Below are 25,208 nucleotides of genomic sequence, written 5' to 3' on the forward strand. Positions count from 1 at the left end.
CGCGCTAGTCACGCGTAATGGCTGCCTCGAGCAGACAGCCGAACTCGGACGCAAATTCGACCGAGACGCGTGCATGGACAGCGCCTTGCTTGTCGAAGAATCGCTGGGTCCCGTCCAGCGTGAACACGCCTTCATGCCAGATGTTGGGGTGGATATAGAGACCCTGCCGTCCGTCGAAGCGAAAGCACACGAACTTCTCTGGCGTTATATCGTCGCCGGGCAATGCCAGCGGGACATAGAACGGGCGACGATCGAGCGGAAAAAACAGCTGCCCGCCATCGGGGTGATAGTTAGCATGCCAAAGCAACATGCGTTCCGGTGCGGCGGCGCTGTTTTCGCGCGCGTCGTCCGGCTCCGTTGCGTAGGCGAGCACATAGTTGCCGCCTACGGCTTCGTTTCGGCCGTAGAGAATGTCGCCGCGCCATTCGCTCACAAATGTGCCTTCCGTCGTGCCCGCTTCGTCACCGGTCCCTGGGTCGATCGGTCTTGAGCCCACTGCGGGCCACTGCACGATTTCCACTTCGCATGCGTGCGGGTCGTCCACCAGCTTGCCGTAGCCATTCAGCGTTGCGTCAGTCGCGTCGACCACGGGCATCGCCACTCGCCGGAGGCCGCGCGGGAGGGCGGGATTGAGGTAGTCGATCTCTTTGCTCATTACGTTTCACCAGGAGTCAAAAGGGGCGGGCGCGTTCAACGTGAATCGGGCCGGGCGCCAGTTGGCGCGATCGTGCGGAACCGCAACGGCACCGAGCTTAGAACGTGTCGCCGGCGGCAGTCAAATTAATACGGATGCTATATTTTCACATTGAGATTTATATGGCGAGGTTCGAGTGGCGATGCGTTATTTCCAGCTCAGGGCGTTCGACGCGGTGGCGCGCGAGGGCAGTTTCTCGAAGGCGGCAAATCTTCTTGGCCTGACGCAACCGGCGATCACGGCGCAGATTCGCAATCTCGAAGAGGATTGCAAGCAGGCGCTCTTTGTTCGCACGAACGAGGGCGTTTATCCAACCGATGCCGCGAAGCCGCTCTTTGAATTGACCCGCCAGATGTTTGCGGCGCAAGAGCAGATCGAGGACATGGTGAGCCGGGCGACGATGTTCCAGCACGGCAGCCTCAAACTCGCCGCCGACGGGCCACAGGTGGTCCTTCAAGTGGTGGCTGCCTTTCGCGCGCAATATCCGGACATCGAAATATCGGTCTCGTTCGGCAGCCAGCGCGAGGTCTGGGACGATCTGCTGGCGTATCGGGTAGACGCGGTGGTCATCGGCAACGCGAAAAGCGATGCGCGTGTGTCGTCGATTCCCATCGCCCGGCAGGACATGCGTGTTCTCGTGCCAGAGCATCATCCGCTCGCAGCGGCCGGGAGCGTATCGCTGCGAGATCTCGGGGCGTATGCCGCGATTCGCCGGGAGGCGGGCTCCAACACGCAACGACTCGTCGATGAAGCGTTGCGGCGTGCGGGGATTTCGCTCCCGACGGCAATGAAACTAGGGAGTCGCGAGGCCGTTCTGGAAGCCGTCAGGCAAGGGCTCGGCATCGGGTTCGTGCTCGAACGCGAGATTCCCGAGGGCGCGCGTTCCGTTGCCATTGCGGTGGAGGAGCTGCGCGGCTGCAATATCGATTCGGTGGCCTGCCTGCACAGTCAACGCAAGCGCGGCATCGTGCAAACCTTTCTGGGCGTCGCGGCGACATCGGCGACGCTGTAGTGCTGCGGCGGTGCAACGGCGATGCAACGGCGCGATTCGAGCGCTGTCGGAGCGAGTGTTCGGATGGTGGTGCAATATGGATCGCGGCCGGCGCATTTTTGCGCGGCGTTGACAGGAGCTGGTCATGAAATCGAACCTGCGATGTGCCTTGTGTGCGTTTCTTCTGTTGAGCTCGGCTGGCGTGGCTTATGCCCAGTCGGCAAGTGCGCCAGCGGACGCCTCGATGGCGCCCGCCGCGACGCCGGCGGCGCCCAGCGCGGCGAAGTCAGACCGCGCACTCGCCCGTGCTGTGCGGCACGCACTGTCCAGAGCGCAAGGATTCAACGTTTCCGGCGTTTTCGTTCGCGCGCGAAGCGGCGCCGTGACGCTGAGCGGCACGGTTCGCACTGCCGACCAGATCCGGCAGGCGGAGGACGTTACGCGTTCGGTGCAGGGCGTGACTTCGGTGTCGAACAAGCTGACGCTCTTTCACGGCGGCAACGGCTGAATACGGTGCGCCGCTCTCTCAAGGCGCGATTCCTGCGAGCGCGATCACGGCGACAAACACACCGAGTGGCACAAGGTGCGTGTAGTCGCGGTGACGCAGCACGGTCAAAACCGCGGCCGCAATGATTAGCGCACCAAGCGCGAGGCCAACCATGCGGCTAACAGGAAGCGCAATCAGAGCGGCGCACACCATCTCGAGTGCGCCGGTCAAGCGGCCCCACCAGCGCGGGTAACCCCACCGGGCGAAATCGCGTTGCGTCGCGGGCGTGCCGAGCGCATTGAAGAGACCTGCGCCAAAGAAGCCGGCAACGAGAAGCCAGACCGAAAGCGTATGGATCATCTCAGCGCCCGCCCATCATCAAAGAAGCCGCCGTGAAGACCATCAGCACGGCCGTCGCGCCGTGCATGCCGAAAGCAGCCTTGGTGGAGCCTTTCGCGCCAAGAATGACCAGCATGTCGCCAACGGGAACAAAGGCCAGCACAAGCAGGACGATGCCGGCCCCAAGAGGCGTGCCCCACACCATGAACGCCAGGACCGCCAGTCCCGACGCAATGTCGCGCACGCCCTTGAGACGAAGCCACCAGGCGACGTTGGCGCCGTTCTCCGGCAGCGGCAGGCCGAAACTGCGAGTCGCAGTCATTGGCCGCGCAAGATATTGGGTGCCGATCGCGATAATTGCGAGGGCCAGAAACAGCGCCAGTCCGATCGAAAGTCCGTGCATCGCATCGCCCCATGCCTCGTGATGTAGTGATGGAATATAATCTAGCATTGCTAGATTTTCAAGCTTCCGTATCATCGCGGGGCATGTCGACCATTCTGGTCAGGGAGATGAAAAGTTGAGTATCGCCGAGCGCAAGGGCAGGCAACGGGCGGAGCGCGAGTCCCGCATCATTGCGGTTGCGCGCGCGATTGCGGAGCGCGAAGGATGGGATGCCGTAACCGTGCGCCGCCTGGCCGTTGAGATCGAATACAGTCAGCCGGTCCTCTATTCGCATTTTGAGAATAGGGACGCGATCGTGACAGCGGTTGCGATAGAGGGCTTCCAGGAGCTGACAGTGGCGCTTCGGGAAGCGGCCGATGGATCGAGCGGCCAGGAGAACGCCATCGAGAATGTCGCGATGGCCTATCTCGGCTTTGCATCGCGTTGCACCGCGCTCTACGAGGCCATGTTTACCCTCCCGACCGATCTGCGGTTTGCCGACGCTGAAACGCGCCCGGAACTTCGGGCTGGTTTCGAAGCGATCGCGTCGGTCGTCGCGCCGTTCTGCGCCAATGTCGACGACGTGACCGAGACTTTCTGGGCAGCGCTGCATGGGCTCGCCGAGCTCGAACGTTCAGGCCGGATCCGGCCCGGCGCGCGGGTCGAGCGCATCATGCTCGTGGTTCGGGCCGTCACCGCCGCGCGGTAATCCTCGAAGCGAAAAAAATGGCGCCGCAGGCATCGAGCCTGCGGCGCCATCGTTTGGCGCAGCGGCGCAGAGCTAGAACAACAACTCCGCGCCGTACTCCAGCGTCACACTTACATCGTCACCGTGTCGGCCACTTCCTTGAAGTCGGCGATCTGGTCGAAGTTCATGTACTGGTAGATCTTGTCGCCATTGGCGTTGAGCACGCCCATGTCGGCCATGTACTCTTCCTTGGTCGGGATCTTGCCCAGACGCGAGCAGATCGCCGCCAGTTCCGCCGAGCCAAGATACACGTTCGTGTTCTTGCCCAGACGGTTCGGGAAGTTACGCGTGGACGTCGACATGACCGTCGCGCCTTCGCGCACCTGTGCCTGGTTGCCCATGCACAGCGAGCAGCCCGGCATTTCGGTGCGTGCGCCTGCCGTGCCGAACACGCCATAGTGGCCTTCTTCGGTCAACTGCTTCTGGTCCATCTTGGTCGGCGGAGCGACCCACAGCTTGACCGGAATGTCGCGCTTGCCTTCGAGCAGCTTCGACGCGGCACGGAAGTGACCGATGTTGGTCATGCACGAGCCGATGAACACTTCGTCGATCTTGGCGCCGGCAACATCCGACAGCGTCTTCACGTCGTCCGGGTCGTTCGGGCAGGCCACGATCGGCTCATGCACGTCGGCCAGGTCGATTTCGATGACCGCGGCGTACTCGGCGTCCGCATCCGGTTGCAGCAGTTGCGGGTCGGCGAGCCATGCTTCCATCGCCTTGACGCGGCGCTCGAGGCTGCGCGGGTCCTGGTAGCCCTGGGCCATCATCCACTTCAGCAGCGTGATGTTGCTGTTGAGGTATTCGATGATCGGTTCCTTGTTCAGGTGCACCGTGCAACCGGCAGCCGAACGCTCGGCCGATGCATCCGACAGTTCAAACGCTTGCTCGACCTTCAGGTCGGGCAGGCCTTCGATTTCGAGGATGCGGCCCGAGAAAATGTTCTTCTTGCCTTGCTTGGCAACCGTCAGCGTGCCTTGCTTGATCGCCCACAGCGGGATGGCGTTGACGAGGTCACGCAGCGTGACGCCCGGCTGCATCTTGCCCTTGAAGCGCACGAGCACCGATTCCGGCATGTCCAGCGGCATCGTGCCGGTGGCGGCCGCGAAGGCGACCAGACCCGAGCCTGCCGGGAAGCTGATGCCGATCGGGAAGCGCGTGTGCGAGTCGCCGCCGGTGCCGACGGTGTCGGGCAGCAGCATGCGGTTCAGCCACGAGTGGATCACGCCGTCGCCGGGGCGCAGCGCGATGCCGCCACGGTTGCTGATGAAGTTCGGCAGCGTCTGGTGCGTCTTCACGTCCACCGGCTTCGGATAAGCGGCGGTGTGGCAGAACGACTGCATGACGAGGTCGGCCGAGAAGCCGAGACACGCCAGGTCCTTCAGTTCGTCGCGGGTCATCGGGCCCGTCGTGTCCTGCGAGCCGACCGAGGTCATCTTCGGTTCGCAGTACGTGCCGGGGCGCACGCCCTGGCCTTCCGGCAGGCCGCAGGCGCGGCCAACCATCTTCTGTGCCAGCGAGAAACCCTTGCCGCTGTTGGCCGGCTGCTGCGGCAGGCGGAACAGCGTCGACGGGGCGAGACCCAGTGCTTCACGCGCCTTGGCGGTCAGGCCGCGGCCGATGATCAGCGGAATGCGGCCGCCGGCGCGCACTTCGTCGAACAGCACGTCGGACTTGACCTGGAATTCGGAGATGACTTCGCCGTTCTTGAGTGCCTTGCCTTCATACGGGCGCAGTTCGACCACGTCGCCCATTTCCATCTGCGACACGTCGAGTTCGATCGGCAGGGCGCCGGCGTCTTCCATCGTGTTGTAGAAGATCGGGGCGATCTTGCCGCCGAGGCACACGCCGCCGAAGCGCTTGTTCGGGATGAAGGGGATGTCTTCACCCGTGAACCACAGCACCGAATTGGTCGCCGACTTGCGCGAGGAGCCGGTGCCGACCACGTCGCCCACGTAGGCGACCAGGTGACCCTTTTCCTTCAGCGATTCGATGAACTTGACCGGGCCGCGCTTGCCGTCTTCTTCCGGCGTGATGCCGGGGCGCGCGTTCTTGAGCATCGCCAGCGCGTGCATGGGGATGTCCGGGCGGGTGGTCGCGTCCGGGGCCGGCGAGAGGTCGTCGGTGTTGGTTTCGCCCGTCACCTTGAACACGGTGATGGTCAGGCTTTGCGGCACTTCCGGACGGCTCGTGAACCATTCGGCGTCGGCCCAGCTTTGCAGCACGGCACGTGCATTCGCGTTGCCCTTGTCGGCCAGTTCCTTGACGTCGTGGAACTGGTCGAACATCAGCAGGGTTTTCTTCAGCGCGTCGGCAGCCACGGTGCCCACTTCGGCGTCGGACAGCAGCTCGATCAGCGGGGCGATGTTGTAGCCGCCCAGCATCGTGCCGAGCAGTTCGGTGGCGCGAGCGCGCGAGATCAGCGCGCAGGCGGTTTCGCCCTTGGCCACGGCGGCCAGGAACCCGGCCTTCACGCGGGCGGCTTCGTCAACGCCTGCGGGCACGCGGTTGGTGATCAGGTCGACGAGGGTTTGTTCTTCGCCAGCGGGCGGGTTCGTCAGCAGTTCCACCAGTTCGGCGGTCTGCTGGGCCGTGAGCGGCAGGGGGGGAATGCCGAGCGCGGCGCGTGCGGCTACGTGAGCGCGAAAATTTTCAAGCATTGGGGGACCTACTGGTATTGCGTTTGAAGGCGAAGGCTTTTCGGGCACTCCGAGGCTTTTCCAGGCACTGCTTTGATCGCGATTTTAATTGGAATGCTCTATAACGTCAAATGTCTTATGTCTTATATAAGAGTTGGGCTGCAACGCCGGTGCCTGCGTGGAAAAGCCTGAGATTTTCCTTCAGGGCTTGCGGCCAAACGCTTCGCGCAGCTTTCCTTTTGCTTTCGCGAGCGTGTCGCGCCGCGTTTTAGGCAGGTTTTTGCCCGCCCGATTGATGTAGAAGTTCAGCATCGACATGGCCGACTGAAACGGTGTGCCCTTGCGCCGCCGGCTGTGCAGCGACGACTCCTTGAGCGACCGGGCAATCTGTTCGGCGCTGCCGGACTTGAATAAGCCGGATTCGATGTCCATGGCGTCGCTCGTCTCGTTCACGTGCTTCGACCATTTGTTCGTGGCGCTGCTAGCGGCGCTTTTCGTGTGACCTTTAGCGGCGCTCGCATGGGCATGACGCTGGCGCGCGGGGCGGCCGCCCTTGCGCCGCGTAGAAGGATGCTGGCTCGTGGTCATAAGTGCTCCCTTTCGACGATTCACCCGCTGCGCAAATGCAATACCGTCTGCGGCGCGAGTGCGGCGGGATCCGGCACGCCTCATGCGTTCTATCGGGTGTGCACGCGCGAGACGTGAGGAAAACGGCTCGCGCGCGCGGAACCGGCAAGGGAGGCAGTCGATCATGAAGTCAACTCCACGCTACGAAGTGAATGTGTGCGGGGGCGATTTCCAGCATGTCAGGGAATGCTTTCGCGAATGGAAAACGGAAACGCTCATCTACCGCAGGGACCAGAAGATGTTCGAGGGACGCAACGAGGTGCGTCCGCTGGAACGGCGCGATTACGACAACACGGAGCAGGCGCGCAAGGCGCTGCAAAACGCCTGCAGCCCGCACGATCGCTACGCGCTAGCCGCCGAAGTGAGCAACGGCGAGCGCGATATGTGGATCGTGATGGCGGCATATCGGGAATAGCTGGGCGCAACGTTGAGCGCAAAGACGGCGTGCAGCAGCGCAGAACCAAAAGATCAGACGGACGCAGAGCGGGGTAGAAAAATTACAAGCGTGGCAGGCGGAATTGCAATTGCCGCGCACGAGGGAGGGATCAGATGAAAAGCACTACGAATCGACGTCCAGGCCAGGGCCGGCGGCGGGCCGGCGTGTGGCTGCTCGGCGCGGTTGCGCTCGCGCTTGGATGCACGGCCTGCAAACGTGTGAACGAAGGCGAGCACCCGCAAACGCTGGACTCCTCTTCGAGCAGTCAGATGTCGGCGCCGGCCGGCGCGCAAGCGACGCCGGCCAGCGGACCGAAATCGTGAGCAGGATGGCCGCGCAACGATGTTTTACGCACACCAGGGAGCGAGTATGGGTCCTTCGACACAAAACCCGCGGCCGGACGAGGCCAGCGAATCCGGCGACGATCCCGGCGCGGGCAAGCAACTGGCGAAGCAGAAACCCGCACGGGGTGCGCCGGGCAGCTTCGATCAACCGGAATCGCGGCCCGAGTTCATGCCGCGCGAGGGCGGACCGCATCCGGAACAATCGGCAGAGGTGCCGCTCGGCCACCACGGCAGAGCGGAGCCGCCGGGGTCGTTCGGGCACAACAGCGCGCCGGTGAGGAAGAAGGGCGGTTAGCGTTGGCTGCCGTCGAGCGGCGGGTTCTCCATCGTGAGCACCATCCGGAACTGCGCCTTGCCGGATTTCATCTTCTGGTAGGCGTCGTTGGCGCGCACAAGCGGGAGGACTTCGATTGTCGGGCGCACGCCGGTCAGTACGCTGAAGTTCAGCGTTTTCTCATTCTCATAGGGCGAGCCCGTGAGCGACCCCAGCACGCCCTGTTCGCCCACGACAAGCAGTCCCGGCGATACGGCCAGCGCGTCCTTTCCCGCGCCGAGCACCACCATGCGGCCCTGAGGCGCGAGCGCGCGCATCAGTGCGCTCACGCTTGCGGCGTCGCCGACGGTCGCGACGATGGCCTGTGCGCCCCCCAGCGCCAGCAGTCGTGCCGCTGCATCGTCGCGGGTGGCGTCGATGTAGACGTGCGCGCCGAGTGCGAGCGTGTCGGCGGCAACGTCGTCGCCGCGGCCAATGGCTATCACCTCGAAGCCCATGCGGCGCGCGTACTGCAGCGCCATGTGGCCGAGCCCGCCGATGCCGAACACGGCGACGCGATCGCCGGCTTGCGCACCGCATTTCTTGAGCGCGTTGAACGTCGCGATCCCGGCGCAGAGTATCGGCGCGGCCGCCTCGGCGCTCAACGCTTCGGGGATAGAAACGAGCCCGGTGCTGCGCGCCACCATCATTTCGGCGTAGCCGCCGTCGCAACTGGCGCCCACGAAGGGCTGATTGCGACATAGCTGAAACTGGCCGCGCCGGCACGCATCGCAGGCATTGCAGTGGCCGCCGAGACGGCCCACGCCCACGCGCTGCCCCATGCGCCAGATTGGCGGCGTACCCGCGCCGATCGCAGCAATGCGGCCTACGACTTCGTGGCCCGGCACGCGTGGCGCATCGAGTGCTGGGTCCGGCTGCTCGATGTCCATGGCGTCTGCGCCGCACACGCCGCACGCCTCGACTTCGAGCAGCACCTCGCCGGGGCCGGGCTCGGGCGTGGGCCGCTCCACCAGTTCGAGCATGCCGGGCCGCGTGATCTGCATGGCACGGTACGTTTTCTTCATGATGCAGGATTCCTTATGAATGAAGCAGCGTGCCCGGCGGCGAACGAGTGTGACTTTCAGACTTTCGGCAAAGCGGCGTGTGCGTCGAGAACACGCGCCGAATACGTGAGCGCCGCGCCTGCGTTGAGCGCGATCGCCACGCCCAATGCTTCGGATATTTCCTCGATCGTCGCGTCGAGCTCGACAGCCTTCTTGGTGTGTACGGCGATACAGCCGTCGCAGCGCGTGGTGACGGCAACCGCGAGCGCAATGAGTTCGTGCATCTTCGGTTCGAGCTTGCCGGTTTTGGCCGCCGCGCCGTCGATCGTCATCAGCCCGCGCATCACATCGGGAGTGATCCGTGCGTATTCGCCTACGCGCGCGAGCATTGCGTCGCGATAGAGGTTCCAGTCTTGCATCTTCGTCGTTTGTCCGGTTTGTGAGGTTGGTCAGGCTGTGCGGTTGCTTCAGGCGGCTTCGTACACGCGCACTTCGGGCGCATCGTCCAGCAGCGGCGCGAGCGCGCCAACGACGTCTGCCGTGAACAACGTGCTTTCCAGGTAAGCCTGCGCACGTTCGATAGTGTCAAAGCCGTGCAGCACCTGCACGTCCGCTTCACGCACGAGCAGTTCTTTCGATTTGGCTCCCGCTATCGTTTCGAGAAACGGCGCCTTGTACTGCCGGTAGACGCCTGCTGCGGCCGCGCGGTTGCCTGCCGCGATCTTCAGGGTGATTTGCAGATAAACCATGTCTTGCTCCTGTGTCGAAATTTCGATGAGTCGAAAGCGCTTCAGGCGTGGCGGCCGGCCATCACGCCGCCGTCCACGGGCAGCACGGTGCCCGTAATCCACGAGGCGTGAGGCGAGGCGAGAAAGAGCATCGCTTCGGCGACATCCGCGGGTTGCCCGTTGCGTCCGAGCGGATGAAACGCGTTGAATCCCGGCAGCGTCTGCTTGACTTCGTCTTCCGTCATGAAAGTGCGATAGACCGGCGTTTCCACAACGCCCGGCGCGACGGTATTGATGCGGATGTTCGAGGACGCCAGTTCGATGGCGAGATTGCGCGTGAGCGCATGCACGCCCGCATTTGCCGCCGAATAGGCCGCGGAAGGCGTGGCGCCGATGGCTTGCAGCGCCCAGAGCGAACCCGTCTGCACGATCGCGCCGCCGCCGCGCTTGAGCATCGCCTTTGCAGCCGCTTGCGCCATGAAGAACTTGCCTTTGAGGATCGTGTCGAGAAAGCCGTCGTATTCAGCCTCGGTCACGTCGAGAAACGCTTTGGGCCGGAATATGCCGGCGTTGTTGATGAGAATGTCGACGCCGCCGAATGCCTCGGTCGCGAGGTCGACGAGCGCAGCCGCCGTGGCAGGCAGCGCGATGTCGCCCGCAAGGAAGCGCACGTTCTCACCCGAAGCGTCGATTTGCGCGGCCGCTTCGCGCAGCTTTGCCTCATCGCGCCCGCCAATGACAACGCGCGCGCCGCCCTTCACGAGGCGCGCGGCGACCTCCTTGCCGATACCGGAGCCGCCGCCGGTGACGATGGCGACCCTGGACGTAAAATCGAAAGAAAAACTTTGGCTCATGACGGACTCCTCGAAGCAGTAAATGGTGGACGAAGCTGGCGGAACGGGTTGTACGCCGCGTTATGTCTATGCAGTCATTCTGTGCGCGTCCTCAAGCGGCCACAAATCAGATATTCTGTCTCTCATTGATAGAAAATATTTAGATCATGAAGACGCCGGTCTACCTCAATGCCATGCGCGCATTCGAAGCGAGCGCGCGGCATCAGAGCTTTTCCGCCGCTGCGGCCGAGTTGAGCGTGACACCTGCCGCCGTGGGCCAGCTCGTGCGCAGTCTCGAAGACTGGCTCGGTACGCCCTTGTTCGTCCGCGGCAGCGGCGGACGGGCGCGGTTGGTGGCGACAGAGGTGGCCGAGCGCGCGCTGCCCGACATTCGCGCGGGTTTCGATCGCTTGAGCCTGGGGCTGGAGCGCCTGAAGGAAGGATCGGCGAACGGCGTGCTCACGGTCACGGTAAGCCCCGCGTTCGCCGCCAAATGGCTCTTGCCGCGCATCGACCGATTTCAGGCGGCATGGCCCGACACCGATGTGCGTCTGGACACGAGCCTCAAACTGCTCGACTTCGTCGCGCAGGGCGTCGATATCGGCGTGCGCTATGGAGCGGGCGCGTGGCCGGGGCTCGCTGCCGAAAAGCTCATGGACGAGGAGATCTATCCCGTCTGCTCACCGGCCGTGCGCCGGGCCGGCAAATGGCGCGCGCCACGCGATCTTGCCCGCGCGCCGCTCATTCACGATCTCTCCGTGGACAGCCATGCGGGCTTCGCTTCGTGGCGGGCGTGGTTCGAGAGCGTGGGTGTGACGCTCGCATCAGCCAGCCGCGGCATGAAGATCAACAACTCGGCCGCGGTGCTGCAGGCCGCGATTGAAGGGCATGGCGTTGCGCTCGCGCGCAGCGTCATGGCGCGCGACGATCTCGCGGCCGGCCGGCTCGTGCGGCTCTTTCCTGAGGTCGACTTCACGTCGGCGCTGGCGTATTACGTGGTCTATCGGCCGGAATGCGCGAGTCTGCCGCGCCTTAAGGCGTTTCGTGACTGGCTCGTCCAGGAGGCCGCAAGCGAATTGCGCGAGCGGCCGTAATGCGAGCTTCGCGAAGCTGGCGAAAATGCCGATATTCCTGGCAAAATGTGCATGCATGCTACGCATGCTGATCAACCCGCATGGCGGCAACCCGCCATTCACTGCATAGTCGCGGCTTTCGGAAATACAGGCAGGAAACTCAACATGATCAGCCTCGACGACGTCGATCGCCAACTCATCGCGCTCTTGCGCGACAACGCCCGCACCTCCGTCGTCACGCTCGCGAAGCAACTGCGCGTGGCACGCGCCACCGTGCAGAACCGCATTGCGCGACTCGAAGAGAACGGCGTGATCGTCGGCTACACGATCAGGGTGAAGCCCGTGGCGGAAAAGCATCGCATTCGCGCGCTGATGTCGATTGCGGTGGAAGGCAACCAGGGCGCCGAAGTCGTCAAGGCGCTGCGCGGCTATCCCAACGTCACGACCATCTACAGCACGAACGGGCGGTGGGACCTGATCGCGGAACTGCAGGCCGACTCGCTGGAAAATTTCGATCGCGTGCTTGGCGCGATCCGCCTGATCGACGGCATTAACAACACCGAAACCAGCATCCTGCTTTCCACGCATAAGGCTTGAGCGGGCGCGCAGCAGGGCGCAACCTGCCAGCGAGACATGGCAAAGTGACACATTTGCCGCGCAATTTGCCAGCTTTGCGCGCTTCTGGTTGGCGCGCTTCATCGAAATAATCTCCTTATCAGCGGCGCAACGCCGCGTATCCATCAGGCATCGCACAGGAGACATTTCATGACCCGCTTTCTCGACGTTCCTGCTACCAGCCATCTAATCGCGCGAATCGGCGTGCGCCGCTTCCTGAGTGAACTCGTCGATACGCTCGAGGCCGACTACCGCCGTTGGGCCGACTTCGACAAGTCGCCGCGCGTTGCGTGCCATTCGCGCGACGGCGTGATCGAACTCATGCCGGTGGCGGACTCGAAGCTCTTCGCGTTCAAGTACGTGAACGGTCACCCGATCAATGCGCGGCGCGGTCTGCCCACCGTGATGGCGTTCGGGGCGCTCGGCGACGTCGAGACGGGCTATCCCGTGCTGCTCGCGGAACTGACGCTCACCACCGCGCTGCGCACGGCCGCCACCTCGGTCATGGCCGCGAAGCGTCTTGCGCGTACCAATGCGCGCACGATGGCGCTGATCGGCAATGGCGCGCAGAGCGAGTTTCAGGCGATTGCCTTTCACACGCTGCTGGGCATCGACGAGATCCGTGTGTTCGACATCGACCCGCTCGCCACCGACAAGCTGATGCGCAATCTCGCGGCATGGCCGCGCCTGAAACTCGTGCGTGCCGCTTCGACCGCGGATGCCGTGCGCGGTGCCGATATCGTCACGACCGTCACGGCGGACAAGGCATACGCGACCATCGTCACGCCGGAGATGATCGAGCCCGGCATGCATCTGAACGCGGTGGGCGGGGACTGCCCCGGCAAGACCGAGTTGCACGCGGACGTATTGCGCATGGCGCGCGTCATTGTGGAATACGAGCCGCAGAGCCGCATTGAAGGCGAGATCCAGCAAATGCCCGCCGACTTTTCCGTGACCGAGTTCTGGCGCGTGCTGCAAGGCGAAGCGCCGGGCCGCGAGCATGCGGCGCAGGTGACGGTATTCGATTCGGTTGGCTTCGCGCTGGAGGATTATTCTGCGCTGCGCTACCTGTATGCGCTGTCCTCCGAGCACCACGTGGGCAGCGAGATTTCGCTGGTCCCGCCCGCCGACGATCCCAAGAACCTCTTCGGGTTGATCGGCGAGGTCGCCGAAACGGGCGCAACGGCACACGCAGCAGAATGCGCCGCCTGAGCGAAGCCATGAATCTCCCTTCGATCCAGGCGCCGTCTGCCGTCGTGATGATCCGGCCGCACCGCTTTCACCCCAACCCCGAAACCGCCGCCGACAACGCGTTTCAATGCGCGGCGGCCGCTACCTGTAGCGAGGCCGCGCAGGCCATCGCCGAGACCGCGCGCGACGAGGTGACCCAGGCGGCCGAGGCGCTCGAACACGCGGGCGTGCGCGTGCATCTCTTCGACGACTTCGGCGAGCATGGCACGCCCGATTCGGTATTCCCGAACAACTGGTTTTCCACCCATGCGGGCGGGCATGTCGCGCTTTATCCGATGTATAGCGGCAACCGCCGCCGCGAGCGCAGGCCCGATGTGATCGATCTGCTCAAGACGCAATATCGCGTCGCGGAGGTGATCGACTTCTCGGTTCTTGAGCAGGACGAAGTATTTCTCGAAGGCACGGGCGCCATGGTGCTCGACCATGTGACCCGCGTGGCTTATACGGCGCGTTCGCGCCGTGCCGATCCAGCGGCGCTCGAACGCTTTTGCGAGCGCTTTCAGTACGAGCCGATGTGCTTCGATACGGCCGGCGCGGACGGTAAGCCCATCTATCACACCAACGTCATGATGAGCGTCGCGACCGACTTCGCGCTGATTGGCCTCGATGTGATTCCCGACGCCACGCGCCGCGCCGAGATTCGTCGGCGCCTCGAGCAAAGCGGGCGCACTGTCATCGGACTCGAGCGCGAACAGATCGGCAATTTTGCGGGCAACGCCATCGAACTCACGGCAAACGGCGCGCGCGTGCTCGCGCTGTCGCAGCGCGCGTACGACTGCCTGAGCCCAGAGCAACGGCGCTTGATCGAACGATCCGCGCAGCTCTTGCCGCTAAATGTGCCGACGATCGAGATGGCTGGCGGTTCGGTGCGCTGCATGCTGGCCGGCATTCATCTCGCGAGGCGTCACTAGACGTGCGTGAAAGCGCTCAAGGCGCCAGCATCCAAGCCGTGATGCCGTGTACGACGTCGCTCTCGATGCCGTTGTAGCCGTGATACGCAAACGCCTCGCACGGGTCGCCCCGCGAGGCGCCGCCGGAGACGAGCATCAGCTTCGTTCTCGGCGACTGCGTGAGCTTTTGCATGAGCGTGTCCGTTTCGGAAACCGGACAGAACTTGCAGGCGTCGTCCTTGTGATGCACCACGAGCACGGGGATCTTGAGCGCGGAGAGGTTCATGCTCGTGACCGGATTGCCGCCACGTTTGTCTTGCAGGATGGTCGAACTCAGCACGATGCCGTCCGGGCCCGCGCCGGGGGTTGCATTCGGGTTTGCGTCGTTCCCTAGCGCAATGGCGATGGCCGCGACCGACTGCGTGCCGCGGCTCGTGCCGACGAGCCAGACCGGCACGTGTAGTTGCTCGCGCAACCATGCAATCACGGCGCGGGCGTCCTCGGCGTGTTCGGGCGTGCTGCGAAAGCCGTCAAGGTAGGGCGGCGATTGCCGGTCGCTCGGTGCGTCGATGACGGCCACGGCAACGTCGTCGTTCACGAACAGCATGCGCGAACGCACGAGAAAGTTGTTGGCGCCCCAGCCGAAGCTGCCATTCGGGTTCAGTTGCAGGCCGCCGTGCCCGCCCGCATAGAGTATCGCGACCGCCTTCGGAGTTGCGGGCGCAATGAAAAGAAATCGCTGGGTGACGCCGGGCCGGGTAGGGATGTCGACGACTCTGGGCGCGCTTTGCGCATGGGCCAGCAATGACGAGGCCGCGCTCAGCCACGCGAGCGCGAACGCCAGCAGCGCGGCGCGCAGCCATTGCGAAGGTATGCGAGCGCTCATGGCCGCGCAGAAACGCTCAGCGCCCTGCGAGCATGCGCCCGCCGAGCCCGATCAGCACGACGCCCACCACCGAGTCGAGCGCAGCTTTGCGCCGAACGAGGAACTGGCGCACGGCGGGATGCGAGGCGAGCAGAGCCATCGTGCAATACCACCCGCACGAGATGAGGATCGCGATCACGACGACGGCCGCTTCGAGCCACCGCGGCGCGCTGGCGGGCACCATCAACGCGAAGATGCTGCCGTAAAACGCAATGGCCTTCGGGTTCGTCATGCTGACGACATAGCCCTTTTTCGCTGCGGCCCAACCCGACGCGCCCGCCTGCGCCGCAACCTGCAAAGGCTGGCGCGCGGTGAGCAGCATTTTCGCGCCGAGCCAGATCAAATAGGCCGCGCCCGCAATGCGCAGCCCGGTGCCGATCCACGCGACATGGCTGACGATCAGGCTCAAGCCCGCGATGGCGATCCACGCCCAGGTGCCGGAGGCGGCGGCGAGGCCGAGGCCGGTCGCGAGGCCCGCGCGGCGCGAGGCCACCGCCGTGGAAGTGACGATGACGAAGTTCGGCCCCGGACTGGCGACGCTCAACAGCAGGACGCCCGAAAGCGCGAGCAGGACATTGAAATAGTTCACGATTGACAGGTTCCGCGGCAGGGTGGAGGCGTTGTAGAAAGACGCGATGTTCAGCGTGTCATATTACCCGAGCGCGGCGGCGCGACCCGCCGGACCGTGACGATCGCCGTGGCTCAAGTCCCCTTCATCAAACGCCAAAGTGTCGTGCGCCCGATGCCGAGCGCACGGCTGGCGGCCGCCCGATTGCCGCCGTGCGCGGCGAGTGCGCGCTCGACATCCTCCCGGGTGACCGGTGTGGCGTCGTCGCGGCGCGCTCCGTTGCGCTGTGGCGCATCGGTGGCTTCGTCGCTCTGCGCGAATTCCGGGAATACATCGTATAACGAACTATCTCCGGGCATGCCGCCAGTTTCATCTGCGAGGAAAATGGCCGCGCGCGCCAGCAGATTTTCCAGTTCGCGAACATTGCCCGGCCACGCATAGCGCGTGAAATACGGCGCGAACAGCGTATGCACGCGCTCGATCGCGACGGCGCGCAGCCCGTAACGATCGGCCATGCGTTCGAGCAGATGGCGCGCGAGCGCGGCCATGTCCTCGCGGCGCTCGCGCAAGGGCGGCAACGGAATATGCAGCAGATTGAGCCGGAAATACAGGTCGGCCCGGAACGCGCCTTCCTGCACCAGTGCGCGCAGGTCGCGGTGCGTGGCGGCGATCACGCGCACGTCCACGGGCGTGGCGCGGCTAGCGCCCAGCTTCATCACCTCGCGCTCCTGGAGCACGCGCAGCAAGCGGCTTTGCAACGCGGGCGGCATCTCGCCGATTTCGTCGAGAAAGATCGTGCCCGTATGCGCGGTTTCCACGAGGCCGGGCTTGCCGCCGCGCCGCGCGCCCGTGAACGCGCCTTCCTCGTGGCCGAACAGCTCGCTTTCGATCAGCCCCTCGGGCAGCGCCGCGCAATTGAAGGCGACGAATGGATTGCCGTGCCGCCGGCTCGCGTTGTGGATGCCTTGCGCGACGAGTTCCTTGCCCGTGCCGCTTTCGCCCGTAAGGAGCACGGTGGCGTCGTGCGCGGCGCTCATGGCCGCGAGGCGCCGCACGCGCGCCATGGAGGGCGCCACGCCTACCAGGTCGTCCAGTTCGTAGCGCGCCACGAGATGCCGGGGCCGCTGGGTCGTGCGCAGCGACCGGTCGATGCGCTGCGCGACGAGCGCATCCTGCGCCGTGACGACCGCGCCCGAGCGCGCGCCTTGCTCGACGATCGGCACGCAACTCACGATGAGCGAGCGCCCGCCGATCTGCTCGATGCGCTCGTCGACTGCCGCCTCGCCGCCGGCCACCTCGTTGGCTACTTCACGCAGCAGCGGGCCCAGCGAGCGGACAAGCTGCGCACTCACGTCGCGCGCGCGGTCGAGGCCGAGCAAGTCGAGCATGGCGGGATTGACCGCTTCGAGCTGACCGGCTGCGTCGAAAGCGGCCACGCCGTCGCGCAGGTGCGCGACGATCGTGTTCAGGCGCACGCGCTTGGACTCTTTCTGGCGGCTCACGCGCGCCAGCTCCACGGAGCGCTCGAACGCTTCATGTACCGCGCCCAGCGAATAGAGGAAGACGCTTTCGAGCCCCGCCTCCTGGGCGAGATCGCAGGCCATGCCGGGGCCGATGATGACGCGGCATCCCTCGGCGGCGAGCGCCGTGACGGCGTCGCGTACTTCATCCACAGTGCGGTAGGCGCGCTGCGTGAGGCGCAGCTTGAGCCACGCGCCCAGGTCGGCGAGCTCGTGCGAAACGCTCTCGTGCAGGATCAGCCCGATCGGCGCGCCGGGCCAGGTGGCGTTCGCGTGCGTGATGCCGGCCAGCACGTCGAAACCGTTCACTTTCACCATGACCACGGGCACGCTCAGGTTGTCGCGCAGATACGCGCCGTTGGACCCGGCGGCGAGCACCACGTCGACAGTGCCCGCTTCGATATAGGGCTGCAGCGCCGTAACGGCGTCGCCATAGCCTTCGCGCACGTTGAAGAAGCGCGCCTCATTGGCGTAACGCGGCGCAACGGTTTCGCAGAGATTGCGCAGCCGGCTGATGCTCACGAGCGCGATGCTCGGGCGGCCGGCGGGCTGGGGCAGGCTGGGTTGAGGCACGGCAAAATCCTCGGTACGAAGGGGTGTTCTGGAACGTTTCATGAAACGTTCCACCGATTGTGGCATGAAACGCTGCCGTGCGCAGGGACCGGCTAAGGTGTTGTTTTATATGGCCTGGCCCCGGCATCTGCCGGTTGGCATACATCCTGCAATTGTCTGAGCCATCTCAAAACCCACTTCACGGAGTCATCGCGATGACCACTTCCACTGCCGCGCGCCGCGCCGCTTTCCGCGCCAAGGTCAACGAACGCCGCGGCCTGCTCGTGCCGGGCGCCTTCAACGCCATGAGCGCCCGCGTGATCGAGGACGCCGGCTTCGAAGCGCTCTACCTCACGGGTGCGGGCGTCACCAACATGTCGTTCGGCCTGCCCGATCTCGGTTTCGTCGGCCTCTCCGACATCGCCGAGCACACGGCGCGCGTGCGCGACGCCGTCAACCTGCCGCTCATCGTCGACGCCGACACGGGCTTCGGCAACGCGCTCAATGTGCGCCAGACCGTGCGCACGCTCGAGCGCAGCGGCGCCGACGCGATCCAGTTCGAAGACCAGGTGATGCCAAAGAAGTGCGGCCACTTCGCCAACAAGGAAGTGATCGGCGCGAGCGAGATGGTCGGCAAGATCCGCGCGGCCGTGGACGCGCGCGAAGACGGCAACCTGCTCATCATGGCGCGCACCGACGCGGCCGCCGTGCACGGCATCGAAGACGCGATTGCGCGCGGCCATGCGTTCATCGAGGCTGGCGCGGACATTCTCTTTATCGAAGCCACGGAAAAGCTCGAAGACATCGAGCGCCTGCCGAAGCTCATCGACGCGCCGCAACTCATCAACATCGTGATTGGCGGCAAGACGCCGGTGCAGTCGCGCGAAGCGCTGGCGGGTCTGGGCTACGCGCTGGTGCTGTACGCGAACGCGGCGCTGCAAGGTGCGTTGGTCGGCATGCAGCGTGCGCTTGGGCAATTGCGCGCAAACGGCCGCCTCGACGAAGACGCGAATATCGTCGCGCCGTTCGCCGAGCGTCAGCGCCTCGTGAACAAGCCGCTCTTCGACCGGCTCGATAAAGAGTACGCGCCGAAGGACTGAACGCCACATCCCGACAATTTGAAAATCAAGAGGAGGAGACGCACGCATGTCGAATGAAACAGACTTCGGAGTCCGAATAAATAATCAGGCAGTAGAAGCAGATGCTGCGCCAATAGCGCGGCCACGCATCCGTTCGATCGTCGGGGGCCTGGCCGGCAATCTGATCGAGTGGTACGACTTTCTGGCGTACAGCATTTTTTCGATCTACTTCGCGAAGTCGTTTTTCCCGAGCGACAAGCCTACCGTGCAGCTCATGAACACGGCTGCTATCGCCGCCGTGGGCTACGTTGCGAGGCCGCTCGGCAGCTGGCTCGTGGGCTTCTACGCCGACCGCCACGGGCGCAAGTCCGCGCTCACGTGGTCGGTCACGGCCATGTGCATCGGCTCGCTGATGATCGCGCTCACGCCCGGCTACGCGAGCATCGGCGTGCTCGCGCCTGTCGTGCTGATCGCCGCGCGCCTGCTGCAGGGTCTGAGCATGGGCGGCGAATACGGCACCAGCGCGACTTACCTCAGCGAGATCGCGCCCGCCAACCGTCGCGGCTTTTATCTCGGCTTTTTGCAGGTGAGCGTGGTGGCGGGGCAACTCGTTGCGCTCGCACTCATGCTCGTCATGCAGAACCTGCTGATGACGGCCGAGCAGATCGAGCGCTGGGGCTGGCGCGTGCCGTTTCTGCTGGGCGGCGCGCTCGCGCTGTTTGCGCTCTACATGCGGCGCAACGTGACGGAAACCGAAGCTTTCGAGCGCGGCAGGCGTGCAGCCGGTCCGCCGGTGCTGAAGCAATTGCTCTCGCACTGGCGGCAGATCTTGCTTGCCATCGGTATTACGGTGGGCGGCACGGTGGGCTTCTATACGTTCACCGTGTACATGCAGAAGTATCTCGTGAACACGGTGGGCCTTTCGAAGGAGATGTCGACGCTCGTTTCCACGGGCGCGCTGCTGCTGTATATGCCGCTCCAGCCGCTCTTCGGTCTTGCCTCCGATGTGTTTGGCCGCCGCCCGGTGCTGATCTGTTTCGGCCTTTCGACCACGCTATTCTCCGTGCCGCTTTTCACGGCGCTCAGCCATACGCGTGATCCGCTGGTGGCGTTCCTGCTCTCGTTCGCCGGGCTCGTGATGCTGAGCGGCTTCACCTCGGTTCACATGCTCGCGAAAACGGAACTGTTCCCCACGCGCATTCGCGCGCTCGCGGTGGGATTGCCGTACGCGCTCACCACGGCGATTCTCGGCGGCACGACGGAGTTCGTCGCGCTGCGCTTCAAGGCGAGCGGGCACGAGCAGTACTTCTACTGGTACGTCACGGCCTGCGCGGCGATCTCGCTGATCGTGTATTTGCGCATGCCTGAAACGCGCGGGCGCCCGGCAGAGTCCGTATAACGCCGGTTAGTGGGCGCGGCGCCTCACGAAGCGCTGCTCCGTGACCTTCGTGCCCCACTGGTCCCCTTCGAACTCCTCGGCCAACTGAAAGCCGAACGACTCGTACAGATGCCGCGCGGCGTCGAGGCCCTTGAACGTCCACAGGTAAGTCTCGGTGTAGCGCGCATCGACGAACTGCATTGCGCCTGCCATCAACTGCTTGCCGATTCCGGTGCCGCGCAGCGAGTCGTCCACGATGAACCAACGCAAATGCGCAACGCCGCTCGCGTTTCCATCGATGGCGAGCGAAGCCAGTATGCGATCGCGCTCCACCGCGAGCCAGAGCGCCTTGCCCTCGGCCGGCAACGCGCCCGCGAACTCGGCTAGTCCCGTCGCCACCTTCTTCTCGAAGTACGCGCCGAAGCCCCAGTTCGCCGCGTAGTAACGCCCATGCAGGCTCGCAATATCGCCGATGCAGCCGGGCCGGTAGCCTTCCACGATCTGCACGCCCGCCGTCGGCGCGGTTGCGCCGGCCTCGTTGGGGTTGTCGTGCGCGAGCGCGTCGGCGTAGAGCGCGAGCGCGCGCACGAGCGCCTGCTGGTCGGCGGGAACCAGCCGCCGCAGCGCGTTGGAAACCTGGTCGGTTGCGAAGCGGTCGATCTTCGCGCGCAGTTTCTGGCCTGCCGCGCTCAGGCTCAGTTCCGAGGAGCGTGCGTCGTCGTCGGCGGTCTTGCGTTTGACGAGACCGGCCGCTTCGAGCCGTGCGACCTGGCGGCTCGTATTCGACTTGTCGAGCCGCAGGATGTCGCCCAGCGCACGGGCGTTGATGCCGGGCTGCGCGCCGATTTCGATGATCGCGTGCACGGCGGAGGGGGCGAGATCGCTGTCCGCGAGCGTCGTGCGCATGAAGCCCAGCTCGCGCACGAGCCGCCGCGAAAACTCGCGCAGCTCCAGGATGGTCGTCTCGCGGGGCTGGGTGGGCACGTCGACAAAATCCATGGTGGTCTCCGTTATGGTCCTATATGCCAATGGTTGCGAGTCGCAACCATTGGAGAGAAATATAGGCGGGACCTACGGAGAACGCAAGATCCGGGGTTACGATGAAGCGAGAAGGGCGGGCGACGCAATTTGCGTTCGCCCGCCCTTTTTTGGCACTGCACGCGTTTCAGGCGGCCTTTCAGTCGATCGCCTTGTTGCCGGTTTCCTCGAACATCGAAACGGCGATGAGCGAAATCAGCACGCAGCCGATCATGTACCACGCGGGGGCCATCTTGCTGCCCGTCGCATGAATGAGCCAGCCGGCCACAAGCTGAGCCGTGCCGCCGAACACCGAAACCGCAATCGCGTACGCGCTCGACATGTAACCTGCGCGCAGATGTTTCGGAAAGTTTTCCGGCATTAGCGCGTAAGCGGGGGCGGAGCCCATCGTGTAGCAAAGCATGAGCACGATGAGCGCGGCGAGCACGACCGGCAGCGAGGGAAAGTGCGTCATGAGCCAGAACGCCGGGTAGAGCAGGACGATCAGCGCGACGCGGCCGATCACCGTGAGCGGCTTGCGGCGCCCCATGCGGTCCGACCACGCGCCGTAGATCGGGCACATCACGAGCGAGATCGTGCTTGAGGCCACGCCCGCCAGGATCGACATTTTAGGTGGCAGTCCCAGGTACTGGATGCAGTAGGTCGGCATGTAATACATCATCACGTACGTCGAAACCGACATGCCCATGATCGCGAAGATCGTGAGGAACCAGTTGCGCACGTACAGGCTGCGCTTCGGGTCGTTGCGGTCGGCGACGACGCGCTGCGCGGGCGGCTCCTCGCGAATATGCCGGCGCAGATAGATGCCGACCGGCGCGATGAGCGTGCCGAGCAGGAACGGAATGCGCCAGCCCCAGCTATGCATCGTCTCCGCTGAAAGCAGAAAGCCGAGGCTCGCCGCGAATCCCGAGCCGAGCAGCGCCGCCGCGCCCTGGCTTGCCAGTTGCCAGCTCGCGCGAAAACCGCGGCTGGCCTGACCGCCCATTTCGAGCAGCGTGGCCGTTGCCGCGCCGAACTCGCCGCCTTGCGCGAAGCCCTGCACGAGACGGGCGACGACGATCAGCAGGGGCGCGGCCAAGCCGATCTGCGCGTAAGTGGGCGCAAGACCGATGGACGCCGAACCCACCGCCATCAGCAGGATGGTGAGCGTGAGCGCCGGCTTGCGGCCCGCGCGGTCCGCGTAGCGGCCGAGCACGATGCCACCGAGCGGGCGCATCACGAAGCCCACGGCGAACACCGCGAACGCGAGCAGCAGCGACGTGACCTGGCTGTCGGCCGGAAAGAACTGATGGCCGATCGTGAGCGCGAAATAGCTATAGACGGTGAAGTCGAAGAACTCGAGCAGGTTGCCGATTACCGCCGCGAGAACGATCTTGCGCTGGTAGCCGGGCGAGAGCGCGCCTTCTTCGTCCGCTTTCTGAAGCGGTTCGATGGCGGCGTTCATGCACGGCCCTTGCTGAGGAAGCGCTCGACAAGACGCGTCCAGAACGCGGCGCCAATGGTCAGGTTCTCGTCGTTGAAGTCGTAGCGCGCGTTGTGCAGCATCGGCCGGCCTTCGCCATTGCCAAGGCGTACGAAACAACCGGGGCGCTGCTGCAGGTAGTACGCGAAGTCTTCGCTGCCCGCGATCGGCGGGAACGGCGCGATGACGTGCTCCGGCCCGACCAGTTCCTCGGCGACCTGGCGCGCGAATTCGGTTTCGGCTTCGCTGTTGATGAGCACCGGATAGCCGCGGATGAATTCGATGTCCACCGTCGCGCCGTAGCTTTGCGCCTGCGCTTGAACGAGCGCGCGGATGCGCGCTTCGAGCGTCGCGCGCACTTCTGGCGAGAACGAGCGCACGCTCATTTCGAGCACGGCGTCTTCAGGAATCACGTTCGGCGCGTGGCCCGAGCGGAACGCGCCAACAGTCACGACCGCGGCTTCGTTGGGATCGACGTTGCGCGACACCACCGACTGCAGGGCCATCACGATGCTGCTGCCCACGAGCACCGGGTCGACGGCCAGATGCGGGCGCGCCGCATGGCCGCCCTTGCCGTGAACGCGCAGCTTGACGGTGTCGCACGCGGCCATGAGCGGGCCGGCGCGAAAGCCGAAGGTGCCGGTAGGTACGCCCGGGTGGTTGTGCAGCCCGAAGATGGCTTCGCAGGGGAAGCGCTCGAACAGGCCGTCGGCGATCATGCGCTCGGCGCCGCTGTCCGAGCCGGCTTCCTCTGCGGGCTGGAAGATCAGGTGGACGGTGCCGTCGAAATTGCGCGTTTTGGCGAGCTGGCGCGCCGCGCCGAGCAGGACCGTGGTGTGGCCGTCGTGGCCGCACGCGTGCATCTTGCCCTCGTGAACGCTCGCGTAGTCGAGGCCGGTCAACTCCTGGATCGGCAGGGCGTCCATGTCGGCGCGCACGCCTACCGTGCGCGCGCTCGTGCCCGCCTTGAGCGACGCCACCACGCCGTGCCCGCCCACGTGGCGCGTGACTTCGTAGCCCCAGGCCGCGAGCTTGTCCGCGACGAAGCGCGACGTGTCGGCTTCCTCGTACGACAGCTCGGGGTGCTTGTGGAGGTGATGACGGATTTCGTCGAGTTCCGATCGGGCTTCGGCCAGGTCGGCGACTTCGCAATAGGGGTGCTCGCTCACGGGGGACTCCGTTTATTGGAATAGGTTTGGGCAAAAGCCAAAGGCCGAGTATTGCACCGACGAAAAACTCGACCCATGACGGAAAAGCGCCGAAAATGTTGACTTGAAGTCAACGGTCGATTGTCGCGGCGCAGCAACGCAACGCGTGCGAAAGGAGCAAGGCAGTGCGAGGAAAGGCAGATCGGGAAGATGCGGCGCGAGGTGCGATCGACGATATCGGCGAGCGGCCGCTGCGCTATCTGGCCGAAATCGCCGCGGCGGGTGGCGTGCGTATGGCGGCCGAGGCGCTGGGCATCAACGCCTCGGTCATCAGCCGGCAGGTGGCGGCACTGGAGCGGCGGCTGCGCTTTCCGCTGATCGAGCGGCGCGGCCGCAACGTGGCCGTGACCGAAATCGGCCAGCTTCTCGTGGACCACTATCGCGACGGCCAGCGCCGCCAGCGCGATCTGGCCGCGCGCCTGGAGGAGTACCGCCACCTGCAGCGCGGGCGCGTGGCGCTCGGCGTGGGCGAGGGCTTCATCGGCAATCTGATCGCGCGGGCGCTGCAGCGGTTTTCGATGACGTACCCTGACATTCTCGTGGAGATCCGCTCGGGGCCGACGCCGGTCGTGCTCTCGCTCGTGCGCGACGACGTAGTCGATATCGGCTTGTGCACGCGCACCTCCGACGACCCCGCGATGCGCATTCATCCCTTCGCGTCGAGGCCGCTCTGTGCGCTCGTCGCGCCTTCGCACCGCTTTGCGAAGATGCAGAAGGTGGCGCCTGCCGAACTCGCGAGCGAACGCCTGATATTCATGACCGAATCGTTCGGCGTGCAGCACTTCGTGCAGTCACTGTTCGACGACGCGCGCCTGAACGTGATGCCCGCGTATCGCGTGGATCTTTTCAACACGGCGCAGACGCTTGCGGCGGCCGGGCTGGGGGTGGCGTTCATGTCGTCGATCACGGCGCGCCGCGGCATCGATCTGGGTGAATTGGTGGCCGTGCCGATCGATCATCCGATCGCGGCGGGTTTTTCCAGCCAGATGGTCACGCGCGTGGGGCGCAGGCTCTCGCCAGCCGCCGATCACTTGAGGAAGCAGCTCGCGCAGAGTTTTCTGGAGTCGGCAACGAAGTAACTGTTCGA

The 25,208-nt window shown here is 64.7% G+C and carries 28 protein-coding genes; 13 read left to right on the forward strand and 15 right to left on the reverse strand.

Annotated features, from left to right (window positions below; genetic code table 11):
* Positions 1 to 4: 4 nt before the first annotated feature.
* Positions 5 to 655, reverse strand: a complete 651-nt coding sequence (locus VSR72_RS02335; protein ID WP_342950786.1) for an ureidoglycolate lyase — start codon at positions 653 to 655, stop codon at positions 5 to 7.
* 181 nt (positions 656 to 836) lie between these two features.
* On the opposite strand from VSR72_RS02335, the gene VSR72_RS02340 reads away from it, so the two are divergent.
* On the forward strand, positions 837 to 1,706 hold the full coding sequence (locus tag VSR72_RS02340; RefSeq protein WP_342950787.1) for a LysR family transcriptional regulator: 870 nt from the start codon (positions 837 to 839) through the stop codon (positions 1,704 to 1,706).
* A 124-nt stretch (positions 1,707 to 1,830) separates the two neighbouring features.
* Complete coding sequence (locus VSR72_RS02345) at positions 1,831 to 2,193, forward strand: BON domain-containing protein (protein ID WP_342950788.1); 363 nt, start codon at positions 1,831 to 1,833, stop codon at positions 2,191 to 2,193.
* 18 nt (positions 2,194 to 2,211) lie between these two features.
* Here VSR72_RS02345 and VSR72_RS02350 read toward each other — a convergent pair whose 3' ends face one another.
* Positions 2,212 to 2,532, reverse strand: a complete 321-nt coding sequence (locus tag VSR72_RS02350; RefSeq protein WP_342950789.1) for a DoxX family protein — start codon at positions 2,530 to 2,532, stop codon at positions 2,212 to 2,214.
* A gap of 1 nt (position 2,533) precedes the next feature.
* Positions 2,534 to 2,962, reverse strand: a complete 429-nt coding sequence (locus VSR72_RS02355; RefSeq protein ID WP_342950790.1) for a DUF4267 domain-containing protein — start codon at positions 2,960 to 2,962, stop codon at positions 2,534 to 2,536.
* Positions 2,963 to 3,029: 67 nt separating this feature from the next.
* Between VSR72_RS02355 and VSR72_RS02360 the strand changes: the two genes are divergently transcribed.
* Positions 3,030 to 3,602, forward strand: a complete 573-nt coding sequence (locus VSR72_RS02360; protein WP_342950791.1) for a TetR/AcrR family transcriptional regulator — start codon at positions 3,030 to 3,032, stop codon at positions 3,600 to 3,602.
* A gap of 110 nt (positions 3,603 to 3,712) precedes the next feature.
* On the opposite strand, the gene acnB is transcribed toward VSR72_RS02360, so the two are convergent.
* The gene (acnB, locus tag VSR72_RS02365) at positions 3,713 to 6,298 is read right to left on the reverse strand and encodes a bifunctional aconitate hydratase 2/2-methylisocitrate dehydratase (protein ID WP_342950792.1); all 2,586 of its coding nucleotides are present in this window, start codon (positions 6,296 to 6,298) and stop codon (positions 3,713 to 3,715) included.
* A 180-nt stretch (positions 6,299 to 6,478) separates the two neighbouring features.
* Complete coding sequence (locus VSR72_RS02370) at positions 6,479 to 6,865, reverse strand: DUF3175 domain-containing protein (RefSeq protein WP_342950793.1); 387 nt, start codon at positions 6,863 to 6,865, stop codon at positions 6,479 to 6,481.
* A gap of 163 nt (positions 6,866 to 7,028) precedes the next feature.
* Here VSR72_RS02370 and VSR72_RS02375 point away from each other — a divergent pair, with 163 nt between their 5' ends.
* From VSR72_RS02375 to VSR72_RS02385, 3 genes are all read left to right on the forward strand, one after another.
* Positions 7,029 to 7,319 (forward strand): hypothetical protein, encoded by a 291-nt coding sequence (locus VSR72_RS02375; RefSeq protein WP_342950794.1) that lies wholly within the window; start codon positions 7,029 to 7,031, stop codon positions 7,317 to 7,319.
* A gap of 134 nt (positions 7,320 to 7,453) precedes the next feature.
* On the forward strand, positions 7,454 to 7,663 hold the full coding sequence (locus tag VSR72_RS02380; protein ID WP_342950795.1) for a hypothetical protein: 210 nt from the start codon (positions 7,454 to 7,456) through the stop codon (positions 7,661 to 7,663).
* A 46-nt stretch (positions 7,664 to 7,709) separates the two neighbouring features.
* Positions 7,710 to 7,979, forward strand: coding sequence for a hypothetical protein (locus tag VSR72_RS02385; RefSeq protein ID WP_342950796.1), 270 nt, complete (start codon positions 7,710 to 7,712; stop codon positions 7,977 to 7,979).
* Here VSR72_RS02385 and VSR72_RS02390 read toward each other — a convergent pair.
* From VSR72_RS02390 to VSR72_RS02405, 4 genes are read right to left on the reverse strand one after another with little or no spacing between them, the layout of a single operon-like run.
* Positions 7,976 to 9,022, reverse strand: coding sequence for an alcohol dehydrogenase (locus tag VSR72_RS02390; RefSeq protein WP_342950797.1), 1,047 nt, complete (start codon positions 9,020 to 9,022; stop codon positions 7,976 to 7,978). The genes VSR72_RS02385 and VSR72_RS02390 overlap by 4 nt on opposite strands.
* Before the next feature lie 56 nt (positions 9,023 to 9,078).
* Entirely contained in the window at positions 9,079 to 9,420 is a 342-nt protein-coding gene (locus VSR72_RS02395) for a carboxymuconolactone decarboxylase family protein (RefSeq protein WP_342950798.1), read from the reverse strand.
* Between the two features lie 48 nt (positions 9,421 to 9,468).
* Complete coding sequence (locus VSR72_RS02400) at positions 9,469 to 9,750, reverse strand: hypothetical protein (RefSeq protein WP_342950799.1); 282 nt, start codon at positions 9,748 to 9,750, stop codon at positions 9,469 to 9,471.
* A gap of 41 nt (positions 9,751 to 9,791) precedes the next feature.
* A complete protein-coding gene (locus tag VSR72_RS02405) occupies positions 9,792 to 10,583 on the reverse strand; it encodes an SDR family NAD(P)-dependent oxidoreductase (protein ID WP_342950800.1) in 792 nt (263 codons plus the stop codon).
* Between the two features lie 146 nt (positions 10,584 to 10,729).
* Between VSR72_RS02405 and gcvA the strand changes: the two genes are divergently transcribed.
* The 4 genes from gcvA (at position 10,730) to VSR72_RS02425 (ending at position 14,412) form a co-directional block, all read left to right on the forward strand.
* Positions 10,730 to 11,656: a transcriptional regulator GcvA gene (gene gcvA / locus VSR72_RS02410; RefSeq protein ID WP_342950801.1), complete on the forward strand. Its 927-nt coding sequence runs from the start codon at positions 10,730 to 10,732 to the stop codon at positions 11,654 to 11,656.
* A gap of 144 nt (positions 11,657 to 11,800) precedes the next feature.
* The gene (locus VSR72_RS02415) at positions 11,801 to 12,232 is read left to right on the forward strand and encodes an Lrp/AsnC family transcriptional regulator (protein ID WP_342950802.1); all 432 of its coding nucleotides are present in this window, start codon (positions 11,801 to 11,803) and stop codon (positions 12,230 to 12,232) included.
* A gap of 168 nt (positions 12,233 to 12,400) precedes the next feature.
* A complete protein-coding gene (locus VSR72_RS02420) occupies positions 12,401 to 13,462 on the forward strand; it encodes an ornithine cyclodeaminase (protein WP_342950803.1) in 1,062 nt (353 codons plus the stop codon).
* Between the two features lie 8 nt (positions 13,463 to 13,470).
* Complete coding sequence (locus VSR72_RS02425; RefSeq protein WP_342950804.1) at positions 13,471 to 14,412, forward strand: arginine deiminase-related protein; 942 nt, start codon at positions 13,471 to 13,473, stop codon at positions 14,410 to 14,412.
* 16 nt (positions 14,413 to 14,428) lie between these two features.
* On the opposite strand, the gene VSR72_RS02430 is transcribed toward VSR72_RS02425, so the two are convergent.
* From VSR72_RS02430 to prpR, 3 genes are all read right to left on the reverse strand, one after another.
* A complete protein-coding gene (locus VSR72_RS02430; protein ID WP_342950805.1) occupies positions 14,429 to 15,277 on the reverse strand; it encodes an alpha/beta hydrolase in 849 nt (282 codons plus the stop codon).
* Positions 15,278 to 15,293: 16 nt separating this feature from the next.
* Entirely contained in the window at positions 15,294 to 15,908 is a 615-nt protein-coding gene (locus VSR72_RS02435) for a LysE family transporter (RefSeq protein WP_342951002.1), read from the reverse strand.
* Between the two features lie 110 nt (positions 15,909 to 16,018).
* Positions 16,019 to 17,977 (reverse strand): propionate catabolism operon regulatory protein PrpR, encoded by a 1,959-nt coding sequence (gene prpR, locus VSR72_RS02440; protein WP_342950806.1) that lies wholly within the window; start codon positions 17,975 to 17,977, stop codon positions 16,019 to 16,021.
* Positions 17,978 to 18,171: 194 nt separating this feature from the next.
* Here prpR and VSR72_RS02445 point away from each other — a divergent pair, with 194 nt between their 5' ends.
* Positions 18,172 to 19,056 carry an oxaloacetate decarboxylase gene (locus tag VSR72_RS02445; RefSeq protein ID WP_342950807.1) on the forward strand — a complete coding sequence of 295 codons (885 nt, stop codon included), beginning with the start codon at positions 18,172 to 18,174 and terminating at the stop codon, positions 19,054 to 19,056.
* Positions 19,057 to 19,102: 46 nt separating this feature from the next.
* Positions 19,103 to 20,434 (forward strand): MFS transporter, encoded by a 1,332-nt coding sequence (locus VSR72_RS02450; RefSeq protein WP_342950808.1) that lies wholly within the window; start codon positions 19,103 to 19,105, stop codon positions 20,432 to 20,434.
* Between the two features lie 6 nt (positions 20,435 to 20,440).
* On the opposite strand, the gene VSR72_RS02455 is transcribed toward VSR72_RS02450, so the two are convergent.
* From VSR72_RS02455 to VSR72_RS02465, 3 genes are all read right to left on the reverse strand, one after another.
* Positions 20,441 to 21,412: a helix-turn-helix domain-containing GNAT family N-acetyltransferase gene (locus tag VSR72_RS02455; protein ID WP_342950809.1), complete on the reverse strand. Its 972-nt coding sequence runs from the start codon at positions 21,410 to 21,412 to the stop codon at positions 20,441 to 20,443.
* Positions 21,413 to 21,590: 178 nt separating this feature from the next.
* Positions 21,591 to 22,895, reverse strand: a complete 1,305-nt coding sequence (locus tag VSR72_RS02460) for an MFS transporter (protein WP_342950810.1) — start codon at positions 22,893 to 22,895, stop codon at positions 21,591 to 21,593.
* On the reverse strand, positions 22,892 to 24,082 hold the full coding sequence (locus tag VSR72_RS02465; RefSeq protein WP_342950811.1) for a M20 aminoacylase family protein: 1,191 nt from the start codon (positions 24,080 to 24,082) through the stop codon (positions 22,892 to 22,894). Before VSR72_RS02465 ends, VSR72_RS02460 begins: the two co-directional genes overlap by 4 nt.
* 164 nt (positions 24,083 to 24,246) lie before the next feature.
* Between VSR72_RS02465 and VSR72_RS02470 the strand changes: the two genes are divergently transcribed.
* On the forward strand, positions 24,247 to 25,200 hold the full coding sequence (locus tag VSR72_RS02470; RefSeq protein WP_342950812.1) for a LysR family transcriptional regulator: 954 nt from the start codon (positions 24,247 to 24,249) through the stop codon (positions 25,198 to 25,200).
* Positions 25,201 to 25,208: the final 8 nt, after the last annotated feature.

It is taken from the genome of Paraburkholderia sp. JHI869 (assembly GCF_038900775.1).
GTDB lineage: Bacteria > Pseudomonadota > Gammaproteobacteria > Burkholderiales > Burkholderiaceae > Paraburkholderia.